16 protein-coding genes and 1 other annotated feature are annotated in these 24,534 nt (G+C 44.3%); of the genes, 1 reads left to right on the forward strand and 15 read right to left on the reverse strand.

Going from position 1 to position 24,534, the window contains the following annotated elements; all coding sequences use genetic code 11:
• Nucleotides 1-5 precede the first annotated feature (5 nt).
• From NQ536_RS13275 to NQ536_RS13325, 11 genes are all read right to left on the reverse strand, one after another.
• Complete coding sequence (locus tag NQ536_RS13275) at nucleotides 6-914, reverse strand: PSP1 domain-containing protein (RefSeq protein ID WP_004852586.1); 909 nt, start codon at nucleotides 912-914, stop codon at nucleotides 6-8.
• A complete protein-coding gene (locus NQ536_RS13280) occupies nucleotides 914-1,906 on the reverse strand; it encodes a DNA polymerase III subunit (RefSeq protein WP_004852588.1) in 993 nt (330 codons plus the stop codon). Before NQ536_RS13280 ends, NQ536_RS13275 begins: the two co-directional genes overlap by 1 nt.
• A 70-nt stretch (nucleotides 1,907-1,976) precedes the next feature.
• On the reverse strand, nucleotides 1,977-2,600 hold the full coding sequence (gene tmk / locus NQ536_RS13285; protein ID WP_004852590.1) for a dTMP kinase: 624 nt from the start codon (nucleotides 2,598-2,600) through the stop codon (nucleotides 1,977-1,979).
• A 125-nt stretch (nucleotides 2,601-2,725) separates the two neighbouring features.
• Nucleotides 2,726-4,375 (reverse strand): aminotransferase class I/II-fold pyridoxal phosphate-dependent enzyme, encoded by a 1,650-nt coding sequence (locus NQ536_RS13290; RefSeq protein ID WP_004852592.1) that lies wholly within the window; start codon nucleotides 4,373-4,375, stop codon nucleotides 2,726-2,728.
• Between the two features lie 167 nt (nucleotides 4,376-4,542).
• A complete protein-coding gene (locus NQ536_RS13295; protein ID WP_004852595.1) occupies nucleotides 4,543-5,571 on the reverse strand; it encodes an aldo/keto reductase in 1,029 nt (342 codons plus the stop codon).
• A gap of 284 nt (nucleotides 5,572-5,855) precedes the next feature.
• A complete protein-coding gene (locus NQ536_RS13300; RefSeq protein ID WP_004852599.1) occupies nucleotides 5,856-6,179 on the reverse strand; it encodes a sensor histidine kinase in 324 nt (107 codons plus the stop codon).
• A 219-nt stretch (nucleotides 6,180-6,398) separates the two neighbouring features.
• Nucleotides 6,399-7,445, reverse strand: a complete 1,047-nt coding sequence (gene rsmH / locus NQ536_RS13305) for a 16S rRNA (cytosine(1402)-N(4))-methyltransferase RsmH (protein ID WP_004852603.1) — start codon at nucleotides 7,443-7,445, stop codon at nucleotides 6,399-6,401.
• Nucleotides 7,446-7,675: 230 nt separating this feature from the next.
• Nucleotides 7,676-8,446 carry a type I 3-dehydroquinate dehydratase gene (gene aroD / locus NQ536_RS13310; protein ID WP_044998239.1) on the reverse strand — a complete coding sequence of 257 codons (771 nt, stop codon included), beginning with the start codon at nucleotides 8,444-8,446 and terminating at the stop codon, nucleotides 7,676-7,678.
• 48 nt (nucleotides 8,447-8,494) lie between these two features.
• A complete protein-coding gene (locus NQ536_RS13315; RefSeq protein ID WP_227909614.1) occupies nucleotides 8,495-11,077 on the reverse strand; it encodes a hypothetical protein in 2,583 nt (860 codons plus the stop codon).
• Between the two features lie 144 nt (nucleotides 11,078-11,221).
• The gene (hflX, locus tag NQ536_RS13320) at nucleotides 11,222-12,547 is read right to left on the reverse strand and encodes a GTPase HflX (RefSeq protein WP_004852893.1); all 1,326 of its coding nucleotides are present in this window, start codon (nucleotides 12,545-12,547) and stop codon (nucleotides 11,222-11,224) included.
• A 28-nt stretch (nucleotides 12,548-12,575) separates the two neighbouring features.
• Entirely contained in the window at nucleotides 12,576-14,009 is a 1,434-nt protein-coding gene (locus NQ536_RS13325; RefSeq protein ID WP_004852891.1) for a L,D-transpeptidase family protein, read from the reverse strand.
• Between the two features lie 252 nt (nucleotides 14,010-14,261).
• Here NQ536_RS13325 and NQ536_RS13330 point away from each other — a divergent pair, with 252 nt between their 5' ends.
• Nucleotides 14,262-15,608 carry an MATE family efflux transporter gene (locus NQ536_RS13330; protein WP_004852889.1) on the forward strand — a complete coding sequence of 449 codons (1,347 nt, stop codon included), beginning with the start codon at nucleotides 14,262-14,264 and terminating at the stop codon, nucleotides 15,606-15,608.
• A 95-nt stretch (nucleotides 15,609-15,703) separates the two neighbouring features.
• On the opposite strand, the gene NQ536_RS13335 is transcribed toward NQ536_RS13330, so the two are convergent.
• From NQ536_RS13335 to NQ536_RS13350, 4 genes are all read right to left on the reverse strand, one after another.
• Nucleotides 15,704-20,371: a glycosyl hydrolase gene (locus NQ536_RS13335; protein WP_004852888.1), complete on the reverse strand. Its 4,668-nt coding sequence runs from the start codon at nucleotides 20,369-20,371 to the stop codon at nucleotides 15,704-15,706.
• Between the two features lie 705 nt (nucleotides 20,372-21,076).
• Nucleotides 21,077-21,328 carry a hypothetical protein gene (locus NQ536_RS13340; protein WP_004852886.1) on the reverse strand — a complete coding sequence of 84 codons (252 nt, stop codon included), beginning with the start codon at nucleotides 21,326-21,328 and terminating at the stop codon, nucleotides 21,077-21,079.
• Nucleotides 21,329-21,604: 276 nt separating this feature from the next.
• Nucleotides 21,605-22,819 (reverse strand): aminotransferase class I/II-fold pyridoxal phosphate-dependent enzyme, encoded by a 1,215-nt coding sequence (locus NQ536_RS13345; protein ID WP_015534380.1) that lies wholly within the window; start codon nucleotides 22,817-22,819, stop codon nucleotides 21,605-21,607.
• Nucleotides 22,820-22,997: 178 nt separating this feature from the next.
• Nucleotides 22,998-23,239: a binding site (T-box leader), on the reverse strand.
• Nucleotides 23,240-23,386: 147 nt separating this feature from the next.
• Nucleotides 23,387-24,520 carry an alpha/beta hydrolase gene (locus NQ536_RS13350; protein WP_004852880.1) on the reverse strand — a complete coding sequence of 378 codons (1,134 nt, stop codon included), beginning with the start codon at nucleotides 24,518-24,520 and terminating at the stop codon, nucleotides 23,387-23,389.
• Nucleotides 24,521-24,534 lie beyond the last annotated feature (14 nt).

The following is a 24,534-nucleotide window of genomic DNA, read 5'->3' on the forward strand; positions in this document are numbered from 1 at the left end:
CCGGTTTAATCGTCAAATTTGGACTTTCCACCCTTGTCCTCCAATGCCTCAAGTGCCTTGTACTCCTCGGCACTGAGTCTCTCTGAATTCTTTCTTCTCTTAGGCTTGAACTTGAGTTCAGCCACAGGATACTCCATAACTTCCTTGTTGTCATCCTTGTCAGTCACCACGATCTTAACCTTCTGACGGAGGACGTTCACGGACATGACCTCGCCCTTATTTCCATCTACTGTCCTCACGAAATCTCCCACATTTGGAAGTTTTTCATTCAGATACTCATAAGTGTCCTGCTCATGCTTCAGACAGCACATAAGTCTTCCACACACACCAGATATCTTGGTTGGATTCAGCGACAGGTTCTGCTCCTTTGCCATCTTAATCGACACAGGAACGAACTCTGACAAATGCTTGTTACAGCAGAGCTCCCTTCCACATATACCGATTCCGCCCACCATCTTGGTCTCGTCGCGGACACCGATCTGTCTGAGCTCTATTCTTGTCTTGAACACCGACGCAAGATCCTTTACCAGCTCACGGAAATCAATTCTTCTATCCGCTGTGAAGTAGAACAGCACCTTGTTATTGTCAAATGTATATTCAGCCTCTATGAGTTTCATGTCCAGCTTGTGCTTGGCAATCTTCTCAAGGCAGATGTCAAATGCCCTCTTGCTCTTCTTCTTGTTATCCTCGTATTTCTTTGTGTCATCGGCTGTGGCAACCCTTATGATCGGCTTGAGTGAAGCCGTAAGCTTGCTGTCCTCAACTTTTCTTCTACCTAGAACCACCTTACCATACTCCACTCCTCTTGCAGTCTCGACTATGACAAATGTACCAGTCTCAACTTCAAAATTCTGTGGGTCAAAATAATATATCTTTCCATTCGGTCTAAAACGGACTCCTATAATCTCTTTCATCAACAATTCTCCTTCATAGTCAGGAGCATAAGCTCCATTGCAATGTCAAAGCTGACATTTGCCTCAAGTCTGACCTTAGCCTTGTCCATGGACTTGAGCACCTTTTCTATTCCCTCATAGCTGATATGGGACGACTGCTTTCTTATATCCGAATAATACTCCTTGAACATCAGCCTTCCAGGGTTATTTGACACCTTGAGCATCAGTACATCTCTGTACCACATCATCATCAGATCAATGTAATCACTTATCTTGAGCTTGTACAGCTCCATATTCTTGATTGCAAACAGCATATCATCCACCGACATCTCTCTAAGATGTCTCATGATCTTTACAACATTTTCCTTTATCTCTCTGTATTCATCACTGGTGGCAAGCCTTATGGCTTTTCCAAGGTTGCCCTGAGCGAAATCCATACAGAAATCAGCTTTCTGCTTGTCAAGCTTCAGCTCATTCATGAGATAATCGAGTATATCATGCTCTCTGACCGGTTTCACATTCAGAACTATACATCTGGACTGGATAGTCTGGAGCATCTTATCTATATTGTTTGTCAGCAATATAATGATAGCATATGATGGAGCCTCTTCTATAGTCTTAAGAAGTGCATTCTGTGCATTCACATTGAGAAGCTGCGCATCCTCTATCACATATATCTTATATCTGCTGCTGTACGGCTTGATATCAATATCTGAATTCACCTGATCACGTATCTCCTCAACAGAGATGACATTTGGCTTGTCATGTGTGACCCAGATAATATCCGGCTGGTTTCCTGTCTCACACTGGAGGCATGATTTGCAATGATTACAAGGCTCCGTTCCACCCTCCTCACACTGAAGAGTTTTCACAAGTGCCCTTGTGAGGGTCTTCTTACCACTGCCAGTCTCGCCATTGATTATATATCCCTGAGATATCTTTCCAAGCTCTATACTGCTCTTGAAATGGCGTATTATGTCTTCATGTCCGATTATTTCTGTGAAATCTATCATAAATACCAACCCCCTTACATTATTAATTCACATTGTCTGTAGCTTTCTGACCTTCTCCCATCAGATTGCATCACAGGTTGAGTTTCTTCTCTACATACTTTGTTATTATACCATGAATCTCATTGATAGGTAAAGTAGCGTCTATCTTTACTATTCTCTCAGGGTGCATATCCGCCAGCATGCGGTATCCGTCCACTACCTTCTGGTGAAATTCAATTTTTTCATTCTCCATTCTGTCAAGCTCTGCCTGATTCTTTTTTCTCGCAATCCCCTCCTGGGCATTAAGATCCATGAGAAATGTCATATCAGGCATGATCCCCTGAAGCGCAAATTCATTAATCTTATACACCGTATCAACGCCCAAGCCTCTTCCGATTCCCTGATATACAGCGGAGGAATCAACAAATCTATCCGCTATAACCGCCTGTCCCGCTTCAAGCGCCGGTTTGATGTTCTCCTTTACGAGTTGGGCTCTGGCTGACGCATATAAAAGCAGCTCTGTCATATATCCCATCTCCGTAAATTCCTTGTTCAATATAACCTCACGGATTGCCTCACTGATTGGATTTCCTCCCGGATCTCTCGTTATCAGCACATCGTAACCCTTTTTCTCAAGATACTCTTTGAGAAGTTCCCTCTGTGTTGTCTTGCCGGCTCCATCCGGTCCTTCTATTGTTATAAATATTCCTCTCATATCTTAACCCTATGTACATGCACCACAAATGCATATACGCCTTTCTTCTTATATAATTGACCATACGGCTCATCACAAAATATCAGCACATGTCATTCTAATTTTCAATAATGCTTGTATGCTTTTCATTTCTCGCACAGCACAGCTATACAGCCATCATCCACACCTGATACATTCAGCCCGCTTCTTATCATTGTATCTATTCCGCAGACAGCCCGCTCGTCCACTATCTCTCCAGGAGCCAGCACAGGAATCCCCGGCGGATATGCATACACAAACGCACCTGATATTCTTCCCACCGACAGCTCAAGAGGCACCATCTCTGAAGTCTCATCCCATGCTTTCCCGGGAACCACTGCGGATCTTCTTCCGGATATAATGTCCATCGCTCTGCTGCCATCCACGATTGATCTGTACTCAAGTCCACTGTCTATCTCTTCTATCGCCTTAAACAGTATATCATAACTATCGACACTGTCCACAACAGATGATATACAAATAACATAACTCACCGAAGCCATCTCCACGATCAGCCCATACCTATCAGCCAATATGTCAGCGAGCATAACTCCGGTAAATATCTGTCCTGATCCATCCACAGTTCCCGGTCTCACGACAAATACCAGTCTTCCCTCATCGTGGTCAAATACTTTACACGCCGAACAACCTTCATCATTTTTAGACACGTTCACCCCGGGTCTGAACAGCCGTATATTTCTAAGATTGTCACATTTTTCAGCAAATATCTCAAGCCTCCGTCCATACTCGACAAATACTGCTCTGTTATTTGCGCCAAATGCCACCGCCTTCTCCATGCTCTGCATGAATATATACGAAGGGGACGAGGTCTGGAATATCTGCAGATATCTCCTGACTCTCTCATCAAGTTTCGGATCCATAACATGAAGAAGTGATGTCTGAGTGAGTGCAGGCATGGTCTTGTGAAGGCTTTCGATGACGATGTCCGCTCCCTGTGCCATGGCGGTTTCATGTCCTTCCATGAAGTTCAGATGCGCTCCCTGTGCCTCATCCACTATGAGATATATTCCATATCTGTGTGTGATTTCAGCTAAAGTTCCTATGTCTGATATGACGCCCTCATATGTGGGTGATGTGATGATCACCGCACTCGGCTTTCTACCATTTGTTATCAACGTGATGATCGCACGCTCTAGCTTATCCGGCGATATATCACCCAATATATCCGTCCTTTCTGACACTTCACGATCATCTCCACCATTGACAGCTACCCTTTCCGGAGTTTCGCGATCGCCTTCACCACGAATATCTGTCCCTTCCCGAGTTTCACAATCGGCTTTACCACGGGCATCAATCATTTTGTCCGACATTGCCTGGTTCACGCCGCAGTGCCATCTCATATCCACATAATCCGGCACTATGTATTCAGGCTCAAGCTCAAGCATGCAGATGGCATTGTACACCGCCTTATGACAGTTTCTGGCCGCAAGTATCACATCTCCCCTGTGACATGTGGCATGGATAGCCGTCATAAGTCCGGACGTAGAACCGTTCACCAGCATGTACGTCGCAAATGTGCCATACACCTTCTTCATCTCTGCAAGACTGTCCGCTATGAACATCTCCGGCTCATGCATATCATCAAGATCCTTTGCCTCAGTGAAATCATGTGCATATACTCCATTCCAGAAGTTTTCTAGCTTTTCTAACGGCAGTCTCTTGTGCCCCGGCATGTGCCATGGGTATGTGCCTTTATTTATATACTTTTCAAGTGCTTCATTTATATATTCTTTCAATGCTTTTCTCCGAACATATCTCTATATAATCTATCTTCCGTATCATAACATATTTTCACGTTTACATTCAATCCGCCAGCCTGCCAGCCATGTTCCATAAAAAACAGGAGAAACCATAATCGGTCTCTCCTGCGAGGGGGTATGAAAAATTAATTTATCATCTTTTATTATGATCTGCCAAATGCTGCAACAGCATCCTCTATCTTCTGCAGTTCTTCCTCTGTCATGACTGTGTGAGCCTGTTTCTCAGCAGCCTTGAGATTGCTGATGATCTGTTCAGGCTTTGAAGCACCGATCAGCACTGTTGTGACCTCCGGCTTGTTCAGCAGCCATGCGATGGCAAGCTCTGAGAGCTTCATATCATATCCGGCTGCGATCTCATTTAACTGATTGAGGAGAGGTCTAGTTTCAAGCACCTGATCCTCATGAAGGAATCTTCCGTCCTTCACTGCCCTGCTGTCTGCCGGCATATCCTTCAGATATCTGTCTGTCAGCATTCCCTGTGCCAGAGGTGAGAAACATATGAGACCCTTGCCTGATGCGTATGTCTGCTTCAGAAGTCCATTCTTCTCGACAGATCTGTCCATTATGTTGTATCTGTTCTGATTTATCACAAATGGCACATGAAGCTCATCAAGTATGCGCTCTGCCCTTGCCATGGTTGGTCCGTCATAGTTGGAGAGTCCGACATAGAGTGCCTTTCCACTCTTAACTATCTGTGCCAGCGCACCCATGGTTTCCTCGAGAGGAGTGTTCGGATCCATTCTGTGATGATAGAATATATCCACATATGGGATGCCAAGTCTTTTAAGGCTCTGGTCAAGACTCGCTATGAGGTACTTTCTGCTGCCCCAGTTGCCGTAAGGGCCTTCCCACATATCGAATCCGGCCTTAGTGCTGATTATCAGCTCATCTCTGTACGCCCCCAGATCCTCTCTGAGTATCTTTCCAAAGTTCTCCTCTGCACTTCCGTACACTGGTCCATAGTTGTTCGCTATATCAAAATGTGTTATTCCGTTGTCAAATGCGGTAAAGCACATCTTCTTCATATTCTCGTAGTCGTCATTTGTTCCAAAGTTGTGCCAGAGTCCAAGTGCCAGAGGTGGCATCATGAGACCGCTCTTTCCGCAATGTCTGTAAAATCCTGTACCTTCAACATTCTTATATCTATTCTCTGCTGCCTTATAATCTCCCATATTGATACCTCTCTTAAAATATTTTATCCATAAAACTTCATGGACACAGATGGTTTCTTTTTATATATGCAAGTTATCACTACATTTTGAAGTATATCATACCTATTACATCAAGAAAATATGAATATTTTTTTATTATATATGAAATTTTTATAAATGTTCTGTCTAAATTATCACGGACATTTTTACTATCCTCTGTATGCCTGCTACGCATTTACCGGGAGCTTATCGACACCTCATTTTCTTCTATAACTTTTCTGAAGAGTTCCGCCATATCAACGCTCTCAAGCTTTTCTCCGTTTCCCGGTTTCCAGCCTGTCTATCTCCAGCATCTGCTCAATCATTCCATTCATCCTTCGCACATTTTCTGATATTGCCTCCACATACTGCTGCCTCTTGTCCGTATGCACATTTGCGAGAAGGTTCTCCGCATAACCCGACATAGCCATGAGTGGGGTTTTGAGATTGTGAGCCATGGCATTTGTCATATTGCGTCTGTACTCCTGACGGTCATAGCGTTTTTTTCTCGTCAGGTATATGACAGCAGTTGCAAATACAGTTATGCACGCTATACACCATACGGCTACCCTACTTATATCCCCAGCCATCCACCCCTGGAACTCTGTACCTCCGTCCTAAAATAAACATCTTTCCTTCTCATACATCCAGCCACTATACATCTGAAACATATATTCAAAAGGCGACATCCCCTGTCATCATATTAACATGATATACAGACGATGTCGCCTTTCTGTGTCCTTTATTCTGTTTTTACAACATCATTGCTCCGACTTCTTGTGTTAAATCATTTAGTCTTTCTGTTTACTTTATTCCGCTTTTACAGCCCATCTCATCTTCGTTGATCTTGCTCTCGGATTTCGGGCGCACTCCTCCGCTGACGGTCTGATGACATCCTTGCTGACTTCGCTGTAAACACCAGCCTTTGCTCCAGCCTTGAACGCCCTCTTCACAAGCCTGTCCTCTCCGGAATGGAACGTAAGTATGGCAACTCTTCCACCTGGTCTGAGCGCATCCGGCAGCTTGTCAAGGAAATCATACAGAACCTCAAACTCACTGTTCACATCTATTCGGAGAGCCTGAAAACATCTCTGACAGGATTTCTTCACAGCCTCTTTCCGCTCCTTCTCCGGAACAAATGACAACGCCTCCTCAATGGCTTCCTTCATCTGGATAGTGGTCTCCACATAATTCTTAGTGCGGTTTCTCTTCATGATGACCGTGGCGATCTCCTCCGCATACGGCTCATCAGAGTTCTCCTGAAACATTCCCACAAGCTCCTCATATGAAACCTCTCGCAGACGCTCCGCCGCTGACTCACCCTTCTCCGGATCGAGTCTCAGGTCAAGTGGTCCATCAAATTTGTAGGTAAATCCTCTGTCCGGATTGTCTATCTGCATGGAAGATACTCCAAGATCTGCCAGAATAAAATCAAATTTCCCGGCCTCCTCTGCAACCTTGTCTATATTCCTGAAGTTTGTCTGCTTTATCGTGAGTATATCCTCTCCATAACCGGCATCTGCCAGTCTCTGCTTCGTCTTCACGATCTCTATCGGATCAACATCCAGAGCATACATATGCCCCTCTCCATGGAGTTGCTCAAGCATACGCATTGTGTGTCCACCATAGCCAAGCGTCGCATCAAGCCCCTGCTGTCCCGGCTGTATCTGAAAAAAATCAAGTATCTCATTTACACATATTGATATATGCATTCCCGCCGGTGTGCTTCCCTTGCTTATGACCTTCTCTATCGTGTCGGCATATTTCTCAGGATCATGCTCCTTGTATTTCTCCTCAAACCTCTTCGGATGAGTTCCACTGTAGTGAACTCTCCTCTTGTGTATCTTTTCTTCCATTTTATTCTTATCTCCTTAACCGTCTCCGTCTGCCGCACTCGCCGCCCGGAACATTTATGTCATAATACCACATATCTGCCCAACAAGCCACACACTAGATTTTCTCAAAAACGAAAGTGGGAACAGAGGTACCTGTCCCCTTTTACAAAGTGGATGATTGGCATAAAAAACTGGAAGCCCCGCACTTACCGTGAGTGACTTCCAGCATAATAAAATCATTTATCTAACAATTATCTACCAGCTATAATATGATGTATCATAGTGAGCTGGCTTCTGAGTGCATCCACCGATATCTGTCCAGGGGCGGAAGGAATTCCCGCTGTTGCAAATGACACCGAATTGCCATACATCTCACCAGTGGTTCTTGTCTCAACTCCAAGTTCTCCCATTGATATAACTATAAGAGGAGTCTGATTACCACACTCCTGAAGTTCCTTCGCCGCTTGCATCATGTCAACGACCTGAGAACCATCTTCTGGCATCATGGCTATTTTGGCTATGTCTGCACCAGTAAATATGATGGACTTGAATCTGTCCACGATCTGTTCCATCGGAATGGTGGTTTTGAAATCATGATTGGACACGATAACATACACACCCTTCATATGCGCCTCTGCTATAACCTCATCTACTATCTCCGTATCTGAAAAATACTCAACGTCTACTATATCTACGTAGCCACTGGCTATTACATCAATCAGAAGGTCGCGATACTGACTCAGAGTCGCGTCCATACAGCCACCCTCGCCTTTTGTTCTGAATGTGAATATTAATGGATATCGTCCCAGCTTATCATGTATCTTCTCCAAAGTCTTCATAAGAGCATCACTGTCAAAACACTTCTCATACATGTCCGCTCTGAACTCCACCATATCCGGTTCAGACTTTGCTATGATCCTTGACTGATAGTCCACATCGTAATCCGTCGGTGCCACCAGCGGAACACATATCTTAGTCATTCCCTCTCCAATTGCCACATTCTTCACATTTACGACCTTCATCACTGCCTCCCTGCGTATATATGTTATTCGATCCGGACGCATAGTCCATTACTTTATCTCCATCGCTCCGATAAATGTATCACACAGCTTCTGAATATCAATATTATCAGGCTCTTCCCAGTAGCTTATGCTACATACAATAGAACCATCTCCAAGCGGATATATAAATGTTATATCTGTGCTCTTCATATCATATACCGTCATCTGAGCCTCAAGACAGATTACCTCTGTTCCGTCTTTAGCCTTTACCTTGCTGTCTGTAACGGAATCTATCTTAGTATTCTCATCTTCCATATCTTTATATGTTTCTTTTAAGGTCTTAAGATAAGTTTTCGCATCTGCATATTCATTTGCTGAATATATTACATATGCACCACCCTTTGTATCGTTCAATGAGATTGAGTAACTTGAGCCATAACTTCTCTCATATCCCTTAGGGTCATTTATCTTTACAGTTTTATCCCCAATCGCAAGAACTTCCTTTGAATAATCGACATCATCAGTTGCTGCTTCTGTTGTCGCTTCTGTTGCTGCCTCTGTACTAGCTTCTTCCGTAGGATCTGTCGATCCATCATCATCGCCATCATCCTTTTTACCAAGTGGCAGTCCCGCATCTGCGGATTCAAACAAACTTCCCCACGCTGAGATAATCTTCTCTGCACTTTCCGTATTGATATACTGCTGGGCCTCCTCGCCCTGAAGTACTGAATAATCAACGACATCGCTGTCTGCCGGAGCTGAGATCTTACTCTTACTCTCAGCAACGCTCATGCTGCCTGACAATGCCACAAACTCCTGTCCAGAAACATTCAGATTAAACTTAAGATCGTTAAGACTGAATGACTTGCCCTTCTTTACATCAGCCAGAGTTCCTGAATATGTCATCTCGATATCTTCTGAGTTTGCTGTAACCTTACTGCTTCCGTCTATAGCGCCACTCTTCTCATCATATGAAAATACAGTGCTTCCTGTAAATGCCTGAGACTCACCGTCCACATCGGCTGACAAGGTATAATCTGCCGTAACTTCGGTCTTGTCACCACTCTTCTTATTCTTATATGCACAGTCAAATGTGACATTCATCTGTGAACCGTACTCCAGCTTCACAACCATCTTTGTATCCGATGTAACATCTCCATCGCCCATGTGATCCACCGTAACACCAAGTGTCACACCTGCTGCGGCTATATCATACTCTGAATCAATATGAACCACCTTGCCACTGTTGATGTAGACATCTGTCACTATATCCTTTGTGAATACAGCTCCCACAAGTGATGGGATAGTGCCAATAGACTGCTTTATCTGATCCTTTGAAATGTTCATCTCTGCAACCATATCATCAGATATATTACTGTCCACATATTCGTTAAGACAGTCCACAATAGCATTTGACAGATCATTTATCGAACCAGTGGATATTGTGATCGTGTAATGCTCTGCATTTACAGTCTTTCCATTTGCATCGGTGAAACTCTCCTTGCCTACTCTCTCATAGACCATTGAATCCTTAAATTTATCAACTGCAGGAATAAGCTTCTCATCAAGAATCTTTGTAAGAGCCTCTGCATCCACTGTGCCGCCTGCACCAGCCTCAGTGCCACCAAGCTCTGACATGATAGTATTCGCATCGAGAACGAGTGTCTTTGTAAGTAACTCCGGTGATGAAAAGTAAATCTTGTTTCCTATTGAAAGGATCTCTGCTGTCGCTTTCTCACCAGCCGCTGTCATGGAGCCACTTATCTTAAAGTCGTTACTGTCGCCAAATGCTGTGCAACCGTTACACTCGATCTGTGTTCCGCTCAGTGCCTCCGCACCGCTCACATTGTCAAGACTGACCTGTGAGTTAAATTCGATATTGTCAAGGTCAAAATCATTCGCGCCGACTATGCCGCTGATGTTACCATTTTCAAGTTCCTTTGCTGTATTCTCCATGGCATCCTCAACCACTTCCTTAGGTGTCTTTTTGAGGAACACGAGATATACAACAACAAGGGCTGCGATAACGATAAGGGCTGCAACTACCGAGATTATTGCGATCTTGATGCCCTTTCTCTTCTTCGGTGTCTCCGGCTTGTGAGCCTGATCACCATACATATTCATAGTCTGATCATATGTACTCTGTGTCATCTGCTGACCATACTGTCCTGCATACTGCTGATTTGTCTGCTGACCATACTGTCCTGCATACTGCTGATTTGTCTGCTGACCATACTGTCCTGCATACTGCTGGTTTGTCTGCTGACCATACTGTTCTGCATACTGCTGGTTTGCCTGCTGACCATACTGTCCTGCATACTGCTGATTCGTCTGCTGACCATACTGTCCTGCATACTGCTGATTCGTCTGCTGACCATACTGTCCTGCATACTGCTGGTTTGCCTGCTGACCGTACTGTCCTGCATACTGCTGATTCGTCTGCTGACCATACTGTCCTGCATACTGCTGATTTGTCTGCTGACCATACTGCTGGTTTGTCTGCTGACCATACTGTCCTGCATACTGCTGATTTGTCTGCTGGCCATACTGTCCTGCGTTCTGCTGATCCTGCAGCTGACTGGCAGCATTCTGCTCACTTGCTCCATCAGGAGTTACACCTTCCGGTGTTCCATTCAATTCGTTGTCTCCCATAATATTTCCCTTTCTTTGTCATGCATAGGGTATAACCCTGTTTTTTCCTTCCTATAACAATCTACATAAGTATATACAATATGTAAATATTTTTCCAGTGCCTTTACTGCCGATAAAGCATTGGAAAGACATCGTTAAGAGTTATTAATATTCTTCTTCATCTTCAAATCCCAACCCAAGTCTGCCGAGAATAGATGACGGAACATATGCCTCAATGAATATCCCATCATCCAGGTACTCTTCCGTTTTTATCTCACCATACTTGTGTATGAGACCTGTGAGGCCTGCATCTGAGTAGGCAAATGTATGTCTGATGTATATCTTCTGATTTCTGAGTATCTCCTCTATTGCAGATGCCAGCTCGTCAAGTCCCTGACCGTTTTTCGCCGACACGTAGATAGTTCTATCTGCCCTGAGATCCCGCACACCAACCAGATCATCTTTTTCAATCTTGTCAACCTTGTTGAATACCGTTATGATAGGCTTCCCTGATTTCTCATCTATCTTGAGCTGTTTCAAAGTGTGGTACACAGTCTCTATGTTCTTATCCCAGTTCACATCTGAGACATCAACTACATGTATTATAACGTCACAGTATTTTGCCTCCTCAAGTGTTGAGCCAAATGCCTCGACAAGGTGATGAGGCAGTTTCCTTATGAATCCAACAGTGTCCGTGAGCAATATATTCTGACCTCCAGGAAGCCTGTAGTTTCTGGTCGTTGGATCGAGGGTCGCAAATAATTTGTCCTCCTCAAGCACTCCCGCCCCTGTCATAGCATTGAGCAGTGTGGACTTTCCGGCATTTGTATAACCCACTATTCCGGCAACCGGAACCGCACTTCTCTGGCGCTGCTTTCTCTGTTGCATTCTCTGAGCCTCAACGGTCCTAAGTTCCGCCTTGAGCCTTGATATCCTCTCCCTTATAACTCGTCTGTCGATCTCAAGCTTTTTCTCACCTGGGCCTCTTGTGCCTATGCCTCCGCCGAGTCTTGAAAGAGAGTCTCTCATTCCTATAAGTCTGGTCGCCCTGAACTTAAGCTGGGCAAGTTCCACCTGAAGTTTTCCTTCATAGCTTCCTGCATGCGCTGCAAATATATCAAGTATAACCATGGTTCTATCCATAACCTTAATATCCAGTGCATCCTGAAGATTCATGAGCTGGGCAGGTGACAGTTCATCGTCGCAGCATACTCCCGTGGCTCCAAGCTCATATATCATATTCCTGAGTTCCTCAACCTTTCCTCTTCCAAGATACAGGTCATTTGCAATCTTTTCTCTGTTCTGCACAAGCCTGCCCACGACCTCACCGCCTGCCGTGTCTATGAGTTCTGCAAGCTCATCCAGTGAAGCCTGAACCTCAAGGGATACCTCCTTCTGAGTATACCCCCCTGTATCGACGGCAAATATTATTATCTTCTCTCTGATCTTTTCTGCTTCCAGATCATACATTGTACTTTTCTTCTCTGCCATTGATCCACCTCTGCATACGCGCATATGATTACTTAACTATAGTCACCTTTACAGTGTGATACTGTGACCTGTTGCCGGCTGCATCTCTGGCACAGCACACAACCGAGTATGTTCCCGGCTCAGCCTTAACCTCGCCCACTGCCACACAGATGGCATCCTCCTTCAGCTCCGACACGTCAGTTCCATCCAATCTGTGACCATTTCCATCGGTTGCCACTGCATTTTTTATGATCGTATCCTCATCCTGGGCTGTGACGTATGATGCTACTATCTGCGCCAGTTCCTCATTCTGTCCGCTGTAATTGGCAACCTTGATCTCAACAGGCATCCTTGTTATGACCGGAGCCGCCTCATCCTCCACTGTTATGACTATACTCTTTGATATCTCCTTACCCTGATCAGTGAAGCTGTACTTGACGTTGTACTTTCCAACCTTTGTATTGTCAACTGTTCCTTCCACTTTTAGCTGGTCAGTGACATCTTCCCTCTGAGAGTTAAATGCCATAACTCCCGCCATGGTGTCGTAATTTTCCCCCTGCTCTATACTATGACTCTCCGCACCATATATTACCGCCTTGCCTGTTGTAGGGTTCTCCTCCACCATATCCGTAGGATCCCATCCCTGCTCATCCGTGTTCTCAAGCTTTGTCACAGGCACAGGTCGTCCAAGAGGTCCGTAGTAATCACTGTCAAATATATCAACGTAGGTTCCGGACTCACAATTCTCGTATATCCATTTTGTATCTGCCACACAGAGACGCACGCATCCAAGTGAAGCCCCTGTTCCAAGCTTGTTGAACTCCCATGTCTCAAGAGAATCCTTCGTTGTGTCGAGATAAGGAACCGAATGGAACAGTGTGTCTCCATCTATCTGTGATACATATTGACCATAACAATCATCAAAGAGTGCAAGCCAATCCCATTTAAGCGCTATGTTGAAAAGTCCTGTCGGAGTCTCCCCAATAGGTGAAACTGAACATCTCATAGCCCTGACCGGCACTGTATAATATCCCGCCGCATCAAGAGTGTACACTGTCACTATATTCTCCTGTCTGTTGATCTTGATCGCATATGGATATCCGTTATCCTCCAGATCATCACCGTTGTAATTTTCCTGATTTTCCTTCTGAGGGACATCTATATCTACATACTGTACATCTCCCTGAACAGTCAGTGGCAATGCCGTTTCTGTAGACTGTGTCGCATCTGTAGAGCCTGCCTTATCACTTTTATCATTTCCTGCCTTGTCACTCTCCACTGTGGTTCCCGTAGCTACTGCCTCGCCTCCGCTCAACTTGTCCAGCTTGCTCTCAAGTCTGTAGTTTTTGACAGCCAGACTTATGACCAGCGCAAGCAGGATTATTGACACGGCATAAATCACCATCCGCTCTATGTCGTACCTTTTACTTCTTTTCTTCTTATTTTTATTTTTTTTGTTATTGTTGTTGTCCATATTTCCCATTTCTTTCTATATATAATATCCGGCTAAACACCGTCTGTCTCTTAGTATGCATAGTTACAACTATTTTAATCGTTTCACTTTAACATAACATTTTATAAAACAAATTAAAACATTTTTCTTCAAAATTTCTCAAATTCCACATTGACTTTATCAGGAACTGTTGTACAATCGAATATCAGGCGCTCAAAATCAAACACATATTATTAAACGTTATACCAATAGATTATCATTGCCCAAGGAGGTTTATATATCATGAAAGATCTGACAGTTGGAAAACCTATGAAAGTCATATGGATGTTCGCAGTACCTATGATACTGGGACAGATTGCACAGCAGTTATACAGTTTTACAGACTCAGCGATCGTGGGCAACTACGTAAGCTCACGGGCACTCGCCGCGGTTGGCGCAACCTCAGTCATTTCGAATATGATAATAGGCTTCCTCAACAGCGGAACCATGGGGCTTGCCATCCCTATAGCCAAATACTACGGTGCAAAGGACCATCACAATATGCGAAGATGTATCGGTGCATCGGCCATCATGACACTGCTGGCATCCATTGTCCTGACAGTTCTGAGTCTCATATTTATAAGACCTATCCTGGTACTTCTCAAAACACCGGACGACATACTGGATATGGCAGCAAGCTACGTTATAATCATAATCGTTGGAATCATATTCTGTTCATTATATAATCTGTGCGCCAACATACTGCGTGCAGTCGGAGACAGCAAGACGCCTCTTATATTCCTCGGTATATCAGTTGTACTCAATATCGTTCTGGACCTTATGTTTATAAGGGCATTTGACATGGGAGTACGGGGTGCAGCCATCGCCACTGATATATCACAGGCACTGGCGGGCATACTTGCCTTGATCTATATACTTGTGAAGGCCAAGCATCTGATTCCGGAGAAGGGTGAGTACTCCGTAGAGAAGAGTGACCGATCAGACCTCATACAGTCCGCACTTGCCATGGGATTTATGAGCTGTATAGTGAACATCGGTACAGTTATACTTCAGAGAGCCATCAATGGACTCGGAACTGATATAGTAACCGCCCACACAGCAGCAAGAAAGATATTTGATATCCTCATGTTCATGTTATATATAGTAGGAAATGCTGTAACGACTTATGTAAGTCAGAATATGGGCGCGGGCAGATACGACAGAGTACACCAGGGTGTGAGGGCAGCGATCATCATAAACACTATCATCACCACTGTCATGATCATATTCGGCTGGCTGCTCAGTCCGGCACTTATAAAACTGGTTGCAGGTACATCTGCCAGCGCAATCATCGATCCGGCTGTAAGGTACGTAAGGATCGGCGTGACATGCTTCTATGTACTTGGACCTCTATTCGTGCTGAGATGTGCCATGCAGGGAATGGGCCGGAAGATCGTTCCAGTTATGTCATCCACTATAGAACTGGTTGGAAAGGTACTTGCGGTTATGATACTCACTCCAAGACTTGGATATCTGGGTGTTACCATCACAGAGCCTATCATCTGGTTCTGCTGTACGCTGATGCTCTCTATAATGTATCTCACAACCCCTGTAGAGAAGCTTGTTGAGAAGAGACGTGCTGCAAACTGATATTGCATACAAATATAAACCAACAAATAAAGCCCCACTGCCGGTGGTCTTCATCACCGCCGACAGTGGGGCTCTTTGTATGGCTAAAATGAGTATTACTTCTTATCCTTTTTGATAACTATATAGCCTGCACCGGCCATGATAAGTGATGCTATCATTATCGCAAACATTACGTCTACAGGTGACTTATCTCCTGTATTTACCACGTTCTGTCCATTTCCACCTGTGCTTCCATCCGTTGTTGCTGCTGTGGTAGCCTCAGTTGTCTTGTCGTCATTGCCAGGCTTCTCAGTTGTTGGAGCCTCGGTAGTCTGATCCTCTGTGGTTGGATTCTCTGTGGTTGGATTTTCTGTTGTTGGAGCTTCTGTTGTTGGATCGTCCTTACCCGGATCTGCCTCATCCTTTTTTACCAGTGACTTGTCTGTTATGATAAGACCGTTCTTGTCCACAGGATTCTTCTTCAGCATATCATCTGTGAGCTTCACTGCCTGGATTCCATCAAAGTAGATAGCTGAGTCAACTGTCCACTTGCCAGTGTGATCCTCCGGCACGATCGAGTTGCACCATACAGCAAATTTGACTATATCCGATGCATCGAGTGTACCACCCTTCTTACCCTTGAATGAGCTGAATGGAATAGTAACATACTGTGCTTTTGTTCCCTTTACGAAATCTGTGAGGTATACCTCAAATTCCTCGCCGCTTCCATCTGTGATCTGGATTACAAGCTTCTGTCCCATACCGTCCGGCTGTACCCACATCTCAAGCGCATTATACTTTGAGAAATCATTGTTTGTGAGCTCTGACTTGATCCTTCCCGTCCACACCTCTGATCCATTTGTCTCAAGCTTATACTTGAACGCACCGCCGTATGTGCCACCGTTCTTATGAGTCTTGTCAAGAACAAAGCTTGAGCTGCATCCTGCGGCTGAGTTAGATGTGTATGTGGAATCCAGAAGTCCGTCGCTTCCTGAATAGTACTCGAAGTCCTCGATGACATTTGCAGGAGCCTTATCCTTGGCCTTTCCAAGGCTTATGTGTGACAGCTGTGCGAGCTGCTCGCCATCTGCCAAGAGTGTGATAGTTGCTGTATCTGTCTTTCCAAGCTTGCTGAGATTCTTCTCTGTGAGATCAGCCGTGTAAAGTGTTGGCTCTGATCCTGCAGCGGCAATCTCGGCTCCAGCCTCAGCGGTGAGTGTCAACTTAACCCCTGTATCCGGATTGTTGATGACAAACTGAACCTTTGATGCATTCTTAACACCAGCCTTGAGTGTTGTCGCCTTGAGGATGGTATCTCTGTCAAATGGATATACCATGTAACCCATCTGGCCCGTGTATGTATTTGCAGATACTCCTGCAAGGGTTCCCATGTTACTGTAGAATCCTGTATCTCCACCGAATATTGATGAGTCGTCGTTGTAGTACTTTATGAAGTCATTTATAAGCTCCTGTCCATGTGTGTCGTCATACTTATATGGAACGTAGAAGTTGGTATCTCCGAAGTTGGCCCATACAAGATAGTATGGCATGTTGTTCTTCTTCGCAATGTCGCTGACTTCCTGATACCAGTTCTTTCCTGAAGCCTCTGTTCCAACCGGATTACCCTTTACGAGAAGTCCCTCGTTGTCTGAACCGTCCTTCTTCATGACTCTGACACCGCACTCAGCAATGGCTGGTATCTTGCCTCTCTTTGCAGCTATTGATGACACGATATTACATGTTGTATCAAGACTGTCAAAGAAAGAGTTGTCTGCAGCTGCAGGGTATGAATTGTAATCGTTGTAGTAGTCAAATGCAAGGATATCTACATACTCATCGCCTGGATAGTATGACATGTAAGCTGCCTCTGATGTGATAGGTCCGTTTGGCGAGTATACCCAGAGAAGGTTGTGTACACCGCTCTGCTCCATGTAATCCTTGGTATATCTGTAGAGAGACTTGTATGTCTCAGCTGTGTTCATTGATCCCCACCAGAACCAGCTTCCTGTATTCTCGTGGAATGGTCTGATCATGATAGGTATTCCTGCAGCCTGAAGCTGTGATGCGTAGTCTGCGATCACATCGAGGTAAGCTGTAAATACCTCATTGTACTCTCCACCTGGGAGAATCTGCTTTACTATGTCATTTGACAGATCCTTGGACTCTGAGAAATCACATCCGTAGAAGCTGTATGTTCCATCCAAGTTCTTCACTATCTTGGAGCTGGAGAAGTTTGGCATATGCATTGACAATGACACGATCGCACCATTTGCCGCTGCAGTCTTGCTGTATGCCACTGAGTTTGCCAGTGCCGAAGCCGCGTCTGAACCGCCTGCCTCCGAGCCTGTAACTGCCAGTGAGTCGATTCCGAACACACCGCTGACCTGTCCAGTCACATCATATACATCACCGAGTGACGCCTGTGGATTTACGCTTCTGCTCACATCATTCTGATGTCCGAACAGAACCTGATCACTGTTCATGAGCGTATTCAGGTATGCCGCAAGTGCCTTTGCACTGTCTGCTGCATTCGCATCGCTCACTCTAACTGATGATGGCATCTGTGAAAGATCCACTGGTGAACCAGCACCAGGAGTCTCTGTTATCTCGACAAAATCCTTTGTTGTATCTGCCTGTGACAGAACAAGATTATCAAGATATACATTGCCCTTGAAGCTTGTGCTGCTTCCGATGATTCCTATTGTCACATCTGTGAGTGGTTTATCTGTCGGAGTAAATCCCATAGTAACTGTAACCTTCTTTAATCCATCGCCGATATCCTCTGCATCATCATCAATGGTCGTATCTTTATTTATTATTCCATCTGCAAAAAACTTGAGCTTGCTTCCCTTAAGCTTTGCCGGGTAGATGATATCCACACTGAGCTGGTTGTACTGGCTCACATCCATAGCCTCTGTAGGAACACACTTAACCTTTGCCTCACTCCATGAGGAAGTTGAATCTGCTGAGTAGTCAACAGAAACCTTAAGTCTCTCATTTGCACTGTCATATGATATGTCAGGTGTGGCATTGCCGGCCTTGTTGGCTGCATCGCCGTGCTTGTATGCATATCCGGCCTCTGTGCTCCACTTGTCATAATCCTCAGCCGATGAGAGATCTGAGATCACAGCAGGATCTCTCTGCTCAAGTCCGCCGCTGCTCTCCTTAACATCAAGTACCTTAACGTTGCTTATTGTGATCTTGCCAGCATATGCTGAGTTGGAATTGTACTGGAATACGATCTCCTGCACATTTCCCACCTCTGATACATCAAATGCAAATGATATATCGCACTTGCCATCGACAAAGTTCTCAGCCTTGATGAACGGATAGTCGCCTGACTTGACGTAATCCCAGCTGTCTCCTGTCTTCATGGCACACGCAAGCTGGATCGCATTGTATGATCCGTCTGACGCCTCAGCACCGTCAAGGCCTGATATATCGCCATCAAGTGAAACCATAGCTGTGAGCTTTGCCTTTGCTCCAACTTTGACATTGTCTACTGTAGGAAGATCTGTATAGCTTTCTGTATCATTGCTGGCAAATGCCTTGTCTGTCCACTTTGCATCGCTCGCTGTGTCAAACACAAGGCTTGCATCTGCAAAATTTCCAGCCTCAGTCTCTGATGTTGTCGGCTTCTTGCCACTCTCTACCTTGTCAACTGCAACGCCGCCGATGAGAACCTTTCCTGTAAATGCTGAGTTTGCATTGTACTGGAATACGATCTCCTGAACATCGCCTGCATCCACTCCGTTAAAGTTGAACTCTACGCTGCACTTGCCATCTGTAAAGTTCTCACTCTTTAAGAATGGATAGTCATCTGACTTGACGTATGTCCAGCTGTCGCCTGCCTTGATAGCGCAAGCAAGCTGGATCGCATTATATGATCCGTCTGACGCCTCAGCACCGTCAAGGCCTGATATATCGCCATCAAGTGAAACCGTAGCTGTGAGTTTCGCCTTTTCACCTACAGTTGCACCCTCTATTCTCGCCATATCAGCATATGTATCGCTGTCATTGCTGGCGTACGCCTTATCCTTCCATGTCGCATCTGAGGTAGCGTCAAATGTGAGAACTGCATCTGAACTGCTCCATACTGTATTGTCTGTGATCGAAGGTGCTGCCACACCTGTCACATTTCCTGTTGCTGATGATCCGCCACCTGGCTCTTCGCCACCATCAGGCTCTTTGCCACCATCAGGCTCCTCTCCTGAATCATCACTCTGAATCTCTACATCAGATATTGATATTGTTCCAGTATATGCAGAGTTTGAATTGTACTGGAATATTATCTCGTTCACAGCTCCTGTATCCTCCACATCAAATGCAAATGATACCTGTGTCTTGCCATCTGTAAAATTTTCCGCTTTAAGGAATGGATAATCATCAGACTTGGTGTATGTCCATCCATCGCCAGTCTTGATCGCACAGGAAAGCTGGATCGCATTATACGTTCCGTCAGCAGCCTCCGCACCATCCAATCCTGAAAAATCTCCATTAAGTGTTACATTTGCCGTGAGCACAGCCTTTTTACCCACAGACACATCATCAATCCTGCCTAACTCTGGGTATGTACCTTCATCATTGCTGGCATAAATTTTATCTGTCCACTTGGCATCTGCGCCAGTGTCAAATACCAGTTTGTCTGTAGTGATGCTCCACGCCATTTCCGCAGACGGCTCTGATGCATCAGCTGAGACTATTGCCCCTGCACTTCCCCAGAATGAGCCAACCATTGCAACTGCACATGTCACAGCAACAAGTCTTGTTCTAAATCTCACCATATTTCCTTACCCTTTCTTTTTTGTGACATTCCTCCACTTTACTCACCACGAACAGCCTAATTCGTGATTAATATTTATACATATACTTATATTAACTCATTTTTTAATTGTTGAACATGTCATTAATTACCGAATATTTAAGTTATTTTTTATTGCTTTTGCACGTCATATTAGTCAATAATTTAAGTTATTTGCAATTAATATTAGTTTCTTGTTACCGCACGGATTGTTATGGCTCGCAGAGCGGGCAATCAGTGGTTTAACGCACGTTGTAATTAATACATAAAAAAGCCAGCTGGCATAATACCAACTGGCTTTATATTAGTTTATTCATTTTTTAAATATTGAAGTATCTTTTAAAATACTTGAATGTTTCCACACATGCCGTTCATTCTTTCACTTTATATTTTTAATATCTATGAAAAAATTCGATGTGCCTAGAGATTAAACTTACCGGAATATCAACTATCAGGGTACGAACTGCATCTACTCATAACATGCACTGCATGAACTTGTATATGTACCAACCTCTTATAAGCACTGGTCTTACGATATGTGATATGACCTGATGCCCTTGAAACACCACTCATATCTTGTGTTTTGAACAATCACGATGGATCAAATCTGGTATCAAATACCTGCGTCCTTTGTACTTCAACCATGCTGTATTCAGCATCTACATATGGACTGATTCAAGCTTTTATCTTAAAGGCATCTCGTGTGGAAACAACTTCCCAGTTCTGAGTTACCATCATGATAAAAATGTTCTTCAATTGTCTCCAACGGAACCTCCTCCTTTCGTGAACTTGTACCACGGATCTCTGTTTCCTGCGCACCATGCGTGAAGTCTGTTTCCATAAACACTTCGTACATGTTATGTGTCACGGGTGACAATCTATGGTGTGCCATCTGTTTCTTTTTCAAATGGCTGTTCTTTAATGTATCTTTATTATACATGATACTCTCTAAATCGTCAACATATTTTTTGACAATTTACCAACTTTATCATCATTGTTGTTGCGTTTTGCCCGCAAATTGTATTTTATGTATATAATTGCGTGAATATTGTACACACTTTATCTGATTATTTTCTATACTTACGATACAATCGGCCTTATCTGCCGCCATTTTTTCAATATAATATAGCAGGATCTGAAATCTTTTCATAAAAATAACAGGAGCCCTACATATGAGACTCCTGTTATTTGACATTTTATATTAGTGCCTGATATTTTACTGGTGATAATAGCTCAGGAAATCGGCCAGCTTTGCTGTTGCCTCCTTGAGTATCTCCATATTTGGAAGGTATACTATCCTGAAGTGATCCGGATCCTTCCAGTTAAATCCCGTTCCACATGTGACGAGGATGTGCTTATCCCTCAGAAGATCAAGAGCGAACTGTTCATCATTTGTAATGTTGAACTTCTCCTTGTCAAGTTTCGGGAATATATAGAACGCTGCCTCCGGCTTAACCACACTTATTCCCGGTATATCACAGAGTGCTTTATAAATATACTCTCTCTGATCATAGATCCTTCCTCCAGGCAGAAGCAGCTCATCTGCACTCTGGTAGCCTCCAAGACAGGTCTGAACTATACTTTGGGCAGGAACATTCGAGCAAAGTCTCATGGATGACAGGAGGTTAAGTCCCTCTATGTATCCCTTCACATTGCTCTTGTTTCCACACAGACACATCCAGCCAACTCTGTAACCTGCAACTCGGTGGGACTTGCTCAGTCCGTTAAAGCTTATGGTGAAAAGGTCAGGTGCCAGTGAAGCCAGAGCCACATGCTCTTTATCATCCATGACGAGCCTGTCATATATCTCATCTGCAAAAAGGATAAGTTCATTCTCCCTTGCAACCTGAACTATCTGCTCAAGAACCTCCTTTGGATAGAGAGCTCCTGTAGGGTTGTTAGGGTTGATGACTACGATTCCTTTTGTTCTTGATGTTATCTTTTTCTTGATATCTTCTATATCAGGATACCAGTTGGACTGCTCATCACAGAGATAATGAACCGCTGTTCCTCCTGCCAGGTTGACAGATGCTGTCCACAGTGGGTAATCAGGCATTGGAACAAGTATCTCATCACCAGAATCCAGCAATCCCTGCATGGACATGGTGATAAGCTCGCTGACTCCATTTCCTGTATATATGTCATCGATTCCTACATTTGGAATATTCTTCAGCTGGCAATACTGCATGATCGCCTTTCTTGCAGAAAAAAGTCCCTTTGAATCCGAATATCCCTCGGTATCTCTGAGGTTATATGCCATATCCCTTACAACCTCATCAGGCGCCATAAGTCCGTGCGGTGCAGGATTTCCTATGTTCAGCTTGAGGACATTTACCCCTTCAGCCACCATCCTGTTTGCCTCGTCCATAACAGGACCTCTTATGTCGTAACACACATTGTCAAGCTTTGATGATTTTTCGAATTTTCTCATGATACACACTCCTTTATATCTCTTGATCCCTTGTTGTCTGTGTTTGCTGATTGTTGGTTTAACTTGCGTTTTCTTCGAGATTACTCCGCATCTTCGATGCCTGCGTGCAAGCTCGCGCATCGCAGCCGCTTGTCACCCTGAAAACGCAAAATAAAAGCCCTAAGCATACTTATAATATGCTTAGGGCGAACTTTCTTGTCCGTGTTACCACCTAAATTCAGGAACTTATTCCTGCTCTCAGCCGACAGCCATCACTATCGTTGTTCCTATAACGTGGAACCTTCCGTTGACCACTACCCGGAAAACTTTCGCGGTCACAGCTCGGGGACTGCTTCCTTAAGGTGTCCTATAGGCTCGCACCAAACGCCTACTCTCTGAAGTGACAGTGACTTAAGTACTCCTTCCTGTCTTTGCCTTTATCTGTTTTTATAGGATAGCATTCATGGGGCATGTTGTCAAACTGTTTTTTTCACATTCTGCCACATCGGCTAATTTTTTCTGTTTCTTTGCCTGACCACTGTAAATGTTCTCTAATTTTTACAGTACACTAACCATGTTTGATCCTACTTATCTCATAAATGCACACTCATCCTCGTTACAGAGTATTCCCTCTGGATTGTACATATTCATATGGAATATATGGCCGCTGTCAGGATTGTTCTGTCCATACGCTTTTGTGATATGTGCAACTCCAACTTTGTTCAGCACCTCATCCAACGCTTTTGTATGTGATGCCAGATCATCATTTACACTATACATGAGATACGCCTCCGGAAACTCAGCATTTACATAATCAAGCTGATCCATAAACAGCTTGTACTGTTCCTCAGTCACTGCATATGCCTGGCTTATTTTCTTACTTTCACATTTTTCAGCTTTGTCGTGTAAACTTATTTTTCCGTCACTATTCTGATCATCATCCGCATCATTTCTCAGATACCATGCGGATATATTGTCATTTCTTTCTGCCATCTTGTATGCACCACAGTTAAGGCATACCTTCTTAGGCAATAGATCATATGTGAAGAAATCAAGCTTTGCCCTGTAATCGCTGTTTGATGCTATGATGCAATAATTTGCCGTGAGCTGTGCCCCCGCCGAATCACCGACCATATAGAAATTATCAATGTCTATTCCAAGTGTCTGCGCATTCTCATGGATATACCGAATGAGATACGCCACATCCTCTATGGCCGCAGGATATTTGTTCTGCGGTGACAATCTATAGTTGAAGTTCACCACCACATACCCGTGCTCCGCAAGAAGGCAGCAATAGTGGCTGTACAGTTCCTTGTCACCATAGAACCAGCCTCCGCCATGCACGCTCACTATCACCGGATATTTTCTGTTTTCATCTGTCATATACGATATTGGAACACAGAGATCCATGTAGCTGTTGGATGTATAGCTTGCAGAATCCACGTCTGCGGCATCCCCGGAATCGGCAAAGAATATAATGTTTTTCTCTACATCTTTGTTCCATGTTTCAATCAGCTCATTGAAACGGACCTCATCAAGCTCCTTTTTGTAATCCAGATTCTTTATCTGTACAACATTTGCCGGATATTCAAGCCCTCTGTCTCTCGCCGCATCACTTGCTTTCCAGGCGTGGCGCATATTTACCCATGCCGGAAGATTCTTGACCACCGCACCGCGGCTGAATATCTCTGCTACGTTCTTCATCATTCTTTCTCCGTCCATAATTTTCTCCAGTC

It is taken from the genome of Coprococcus eutactus, from assembly GCF_025149915.1.
GTDB lineage: Bacteria > Bacillota > Clostridia > Lachnospirales > Lachnospiraceae > Coprococcus > Coprococcus eutactus.

Excerpts from the sequence above, each read along its gene's own strand:
- NQ536_RS13275 (WP_004852586.1), bottom strand. The coding sequence starts at position 914 with ATGAAAGAGATTATAGGAGTCCGTTTTAGACCGAATGGAAAGATATAT.
- NQ536_RS13280 (WP_004852588.1), bottom strand. The coding sequence starts at position 1,906 with ATGATAGATTTCACAGAAATAATCGGACATGAAGACATAATACGCCAT.
- tmk (WP_004852590.1), bottom strand. The coding sequence starts at position 2,600 with ATGAGAGGAATATTTATAACAATAGAAGGACCGGATGGAGCCGGCAAG.
- NQ536_RS13295 (WP_004852595.1), bottom strand. The coding sequence starts at position 5,571 with ATGGGAGATTATAAGGCAGCAGAGAATAGATATAAGAATGTTGAAGGT.
- NQ536_RS13300 (WP_004852599.1), bottom strand. The coding sequence starts at position 6,179 with ATGGCTGGGGATATAAGTAGGGTAGCCGTATGGTGTATAGCGTGCATA.
- rsmH (WP_004852603.1), bottom strand. The coding sequence starts at position 7,445 with ATGGAAGAAAAGATACACAAGAGGAGAGTTCACTACAGTGGAACTCAT.
- aroD (WP_044998239.1), bottom strand. The coding sequence starts at position 8,446 with ATGAAGGTCGTAAATGTGAAGAATGTGGCAATTGGAGAGGGAATGACT.
- NQ536_RS13315 (WP_227909614.1), bottom strand. The coding sequence starts at position 11,077 with ATGGGAGACAACGAATTGAATGGAACACCGGAAGGTGTAACTCCTGAT.
- hflX (WP_004852893.1), bottom strand. The coding sequence starts at position 12,547 with ATGGCAGAGAAGAAAAGTACAATGTATGATCTGGAAGCAGAAAAGATC.
- NQ536_RS13325 (WP_004852891.1), bottom strand. The coding sequence starts at position 14,009 with ATGGGAAATATGGACAACAACAATAACAAAAAAAATAAAAATAAGAAG.
- NQ536_RS13330 (WP_004852889.1), top strand. The coding sequence starts at position 14,262 with ATGAAAGATCTGACAGTTGGAAAACCTATGAAAGTCATATGGATGTTC.
- NQ536_RS13335 (WP_004852888.1), bottom strand. The coding sequence starts at position 20,371 with ATGGTGAGATTTAGAACAAGACTTGTTGCTGTGACATGTGCAGTTGCA.
- NQ536_RS13340 (WP_004852886.1), bottom strand. The coding sequence starts at position 21,328 with ATGTATAATAAAGATACATTAAAGAACAGCCATTTGAAAAAGAAACAG.
- NQ536_RS13345 (WP_015534380.1), bottom strand. The coding sequence starts at position 22,819 with ATGAGAAAATTCGAAAAATCATCAAAGCTTGACAATGTGTGTTACGAC.
- NQ536_RS13350 (WP_004852880.1), bottom strand. The coding sequence starts at position 24,520 with ATGGACGGAGAAAGAATGATGAAGAACGTAGCAGAGATATTCAGCCGC.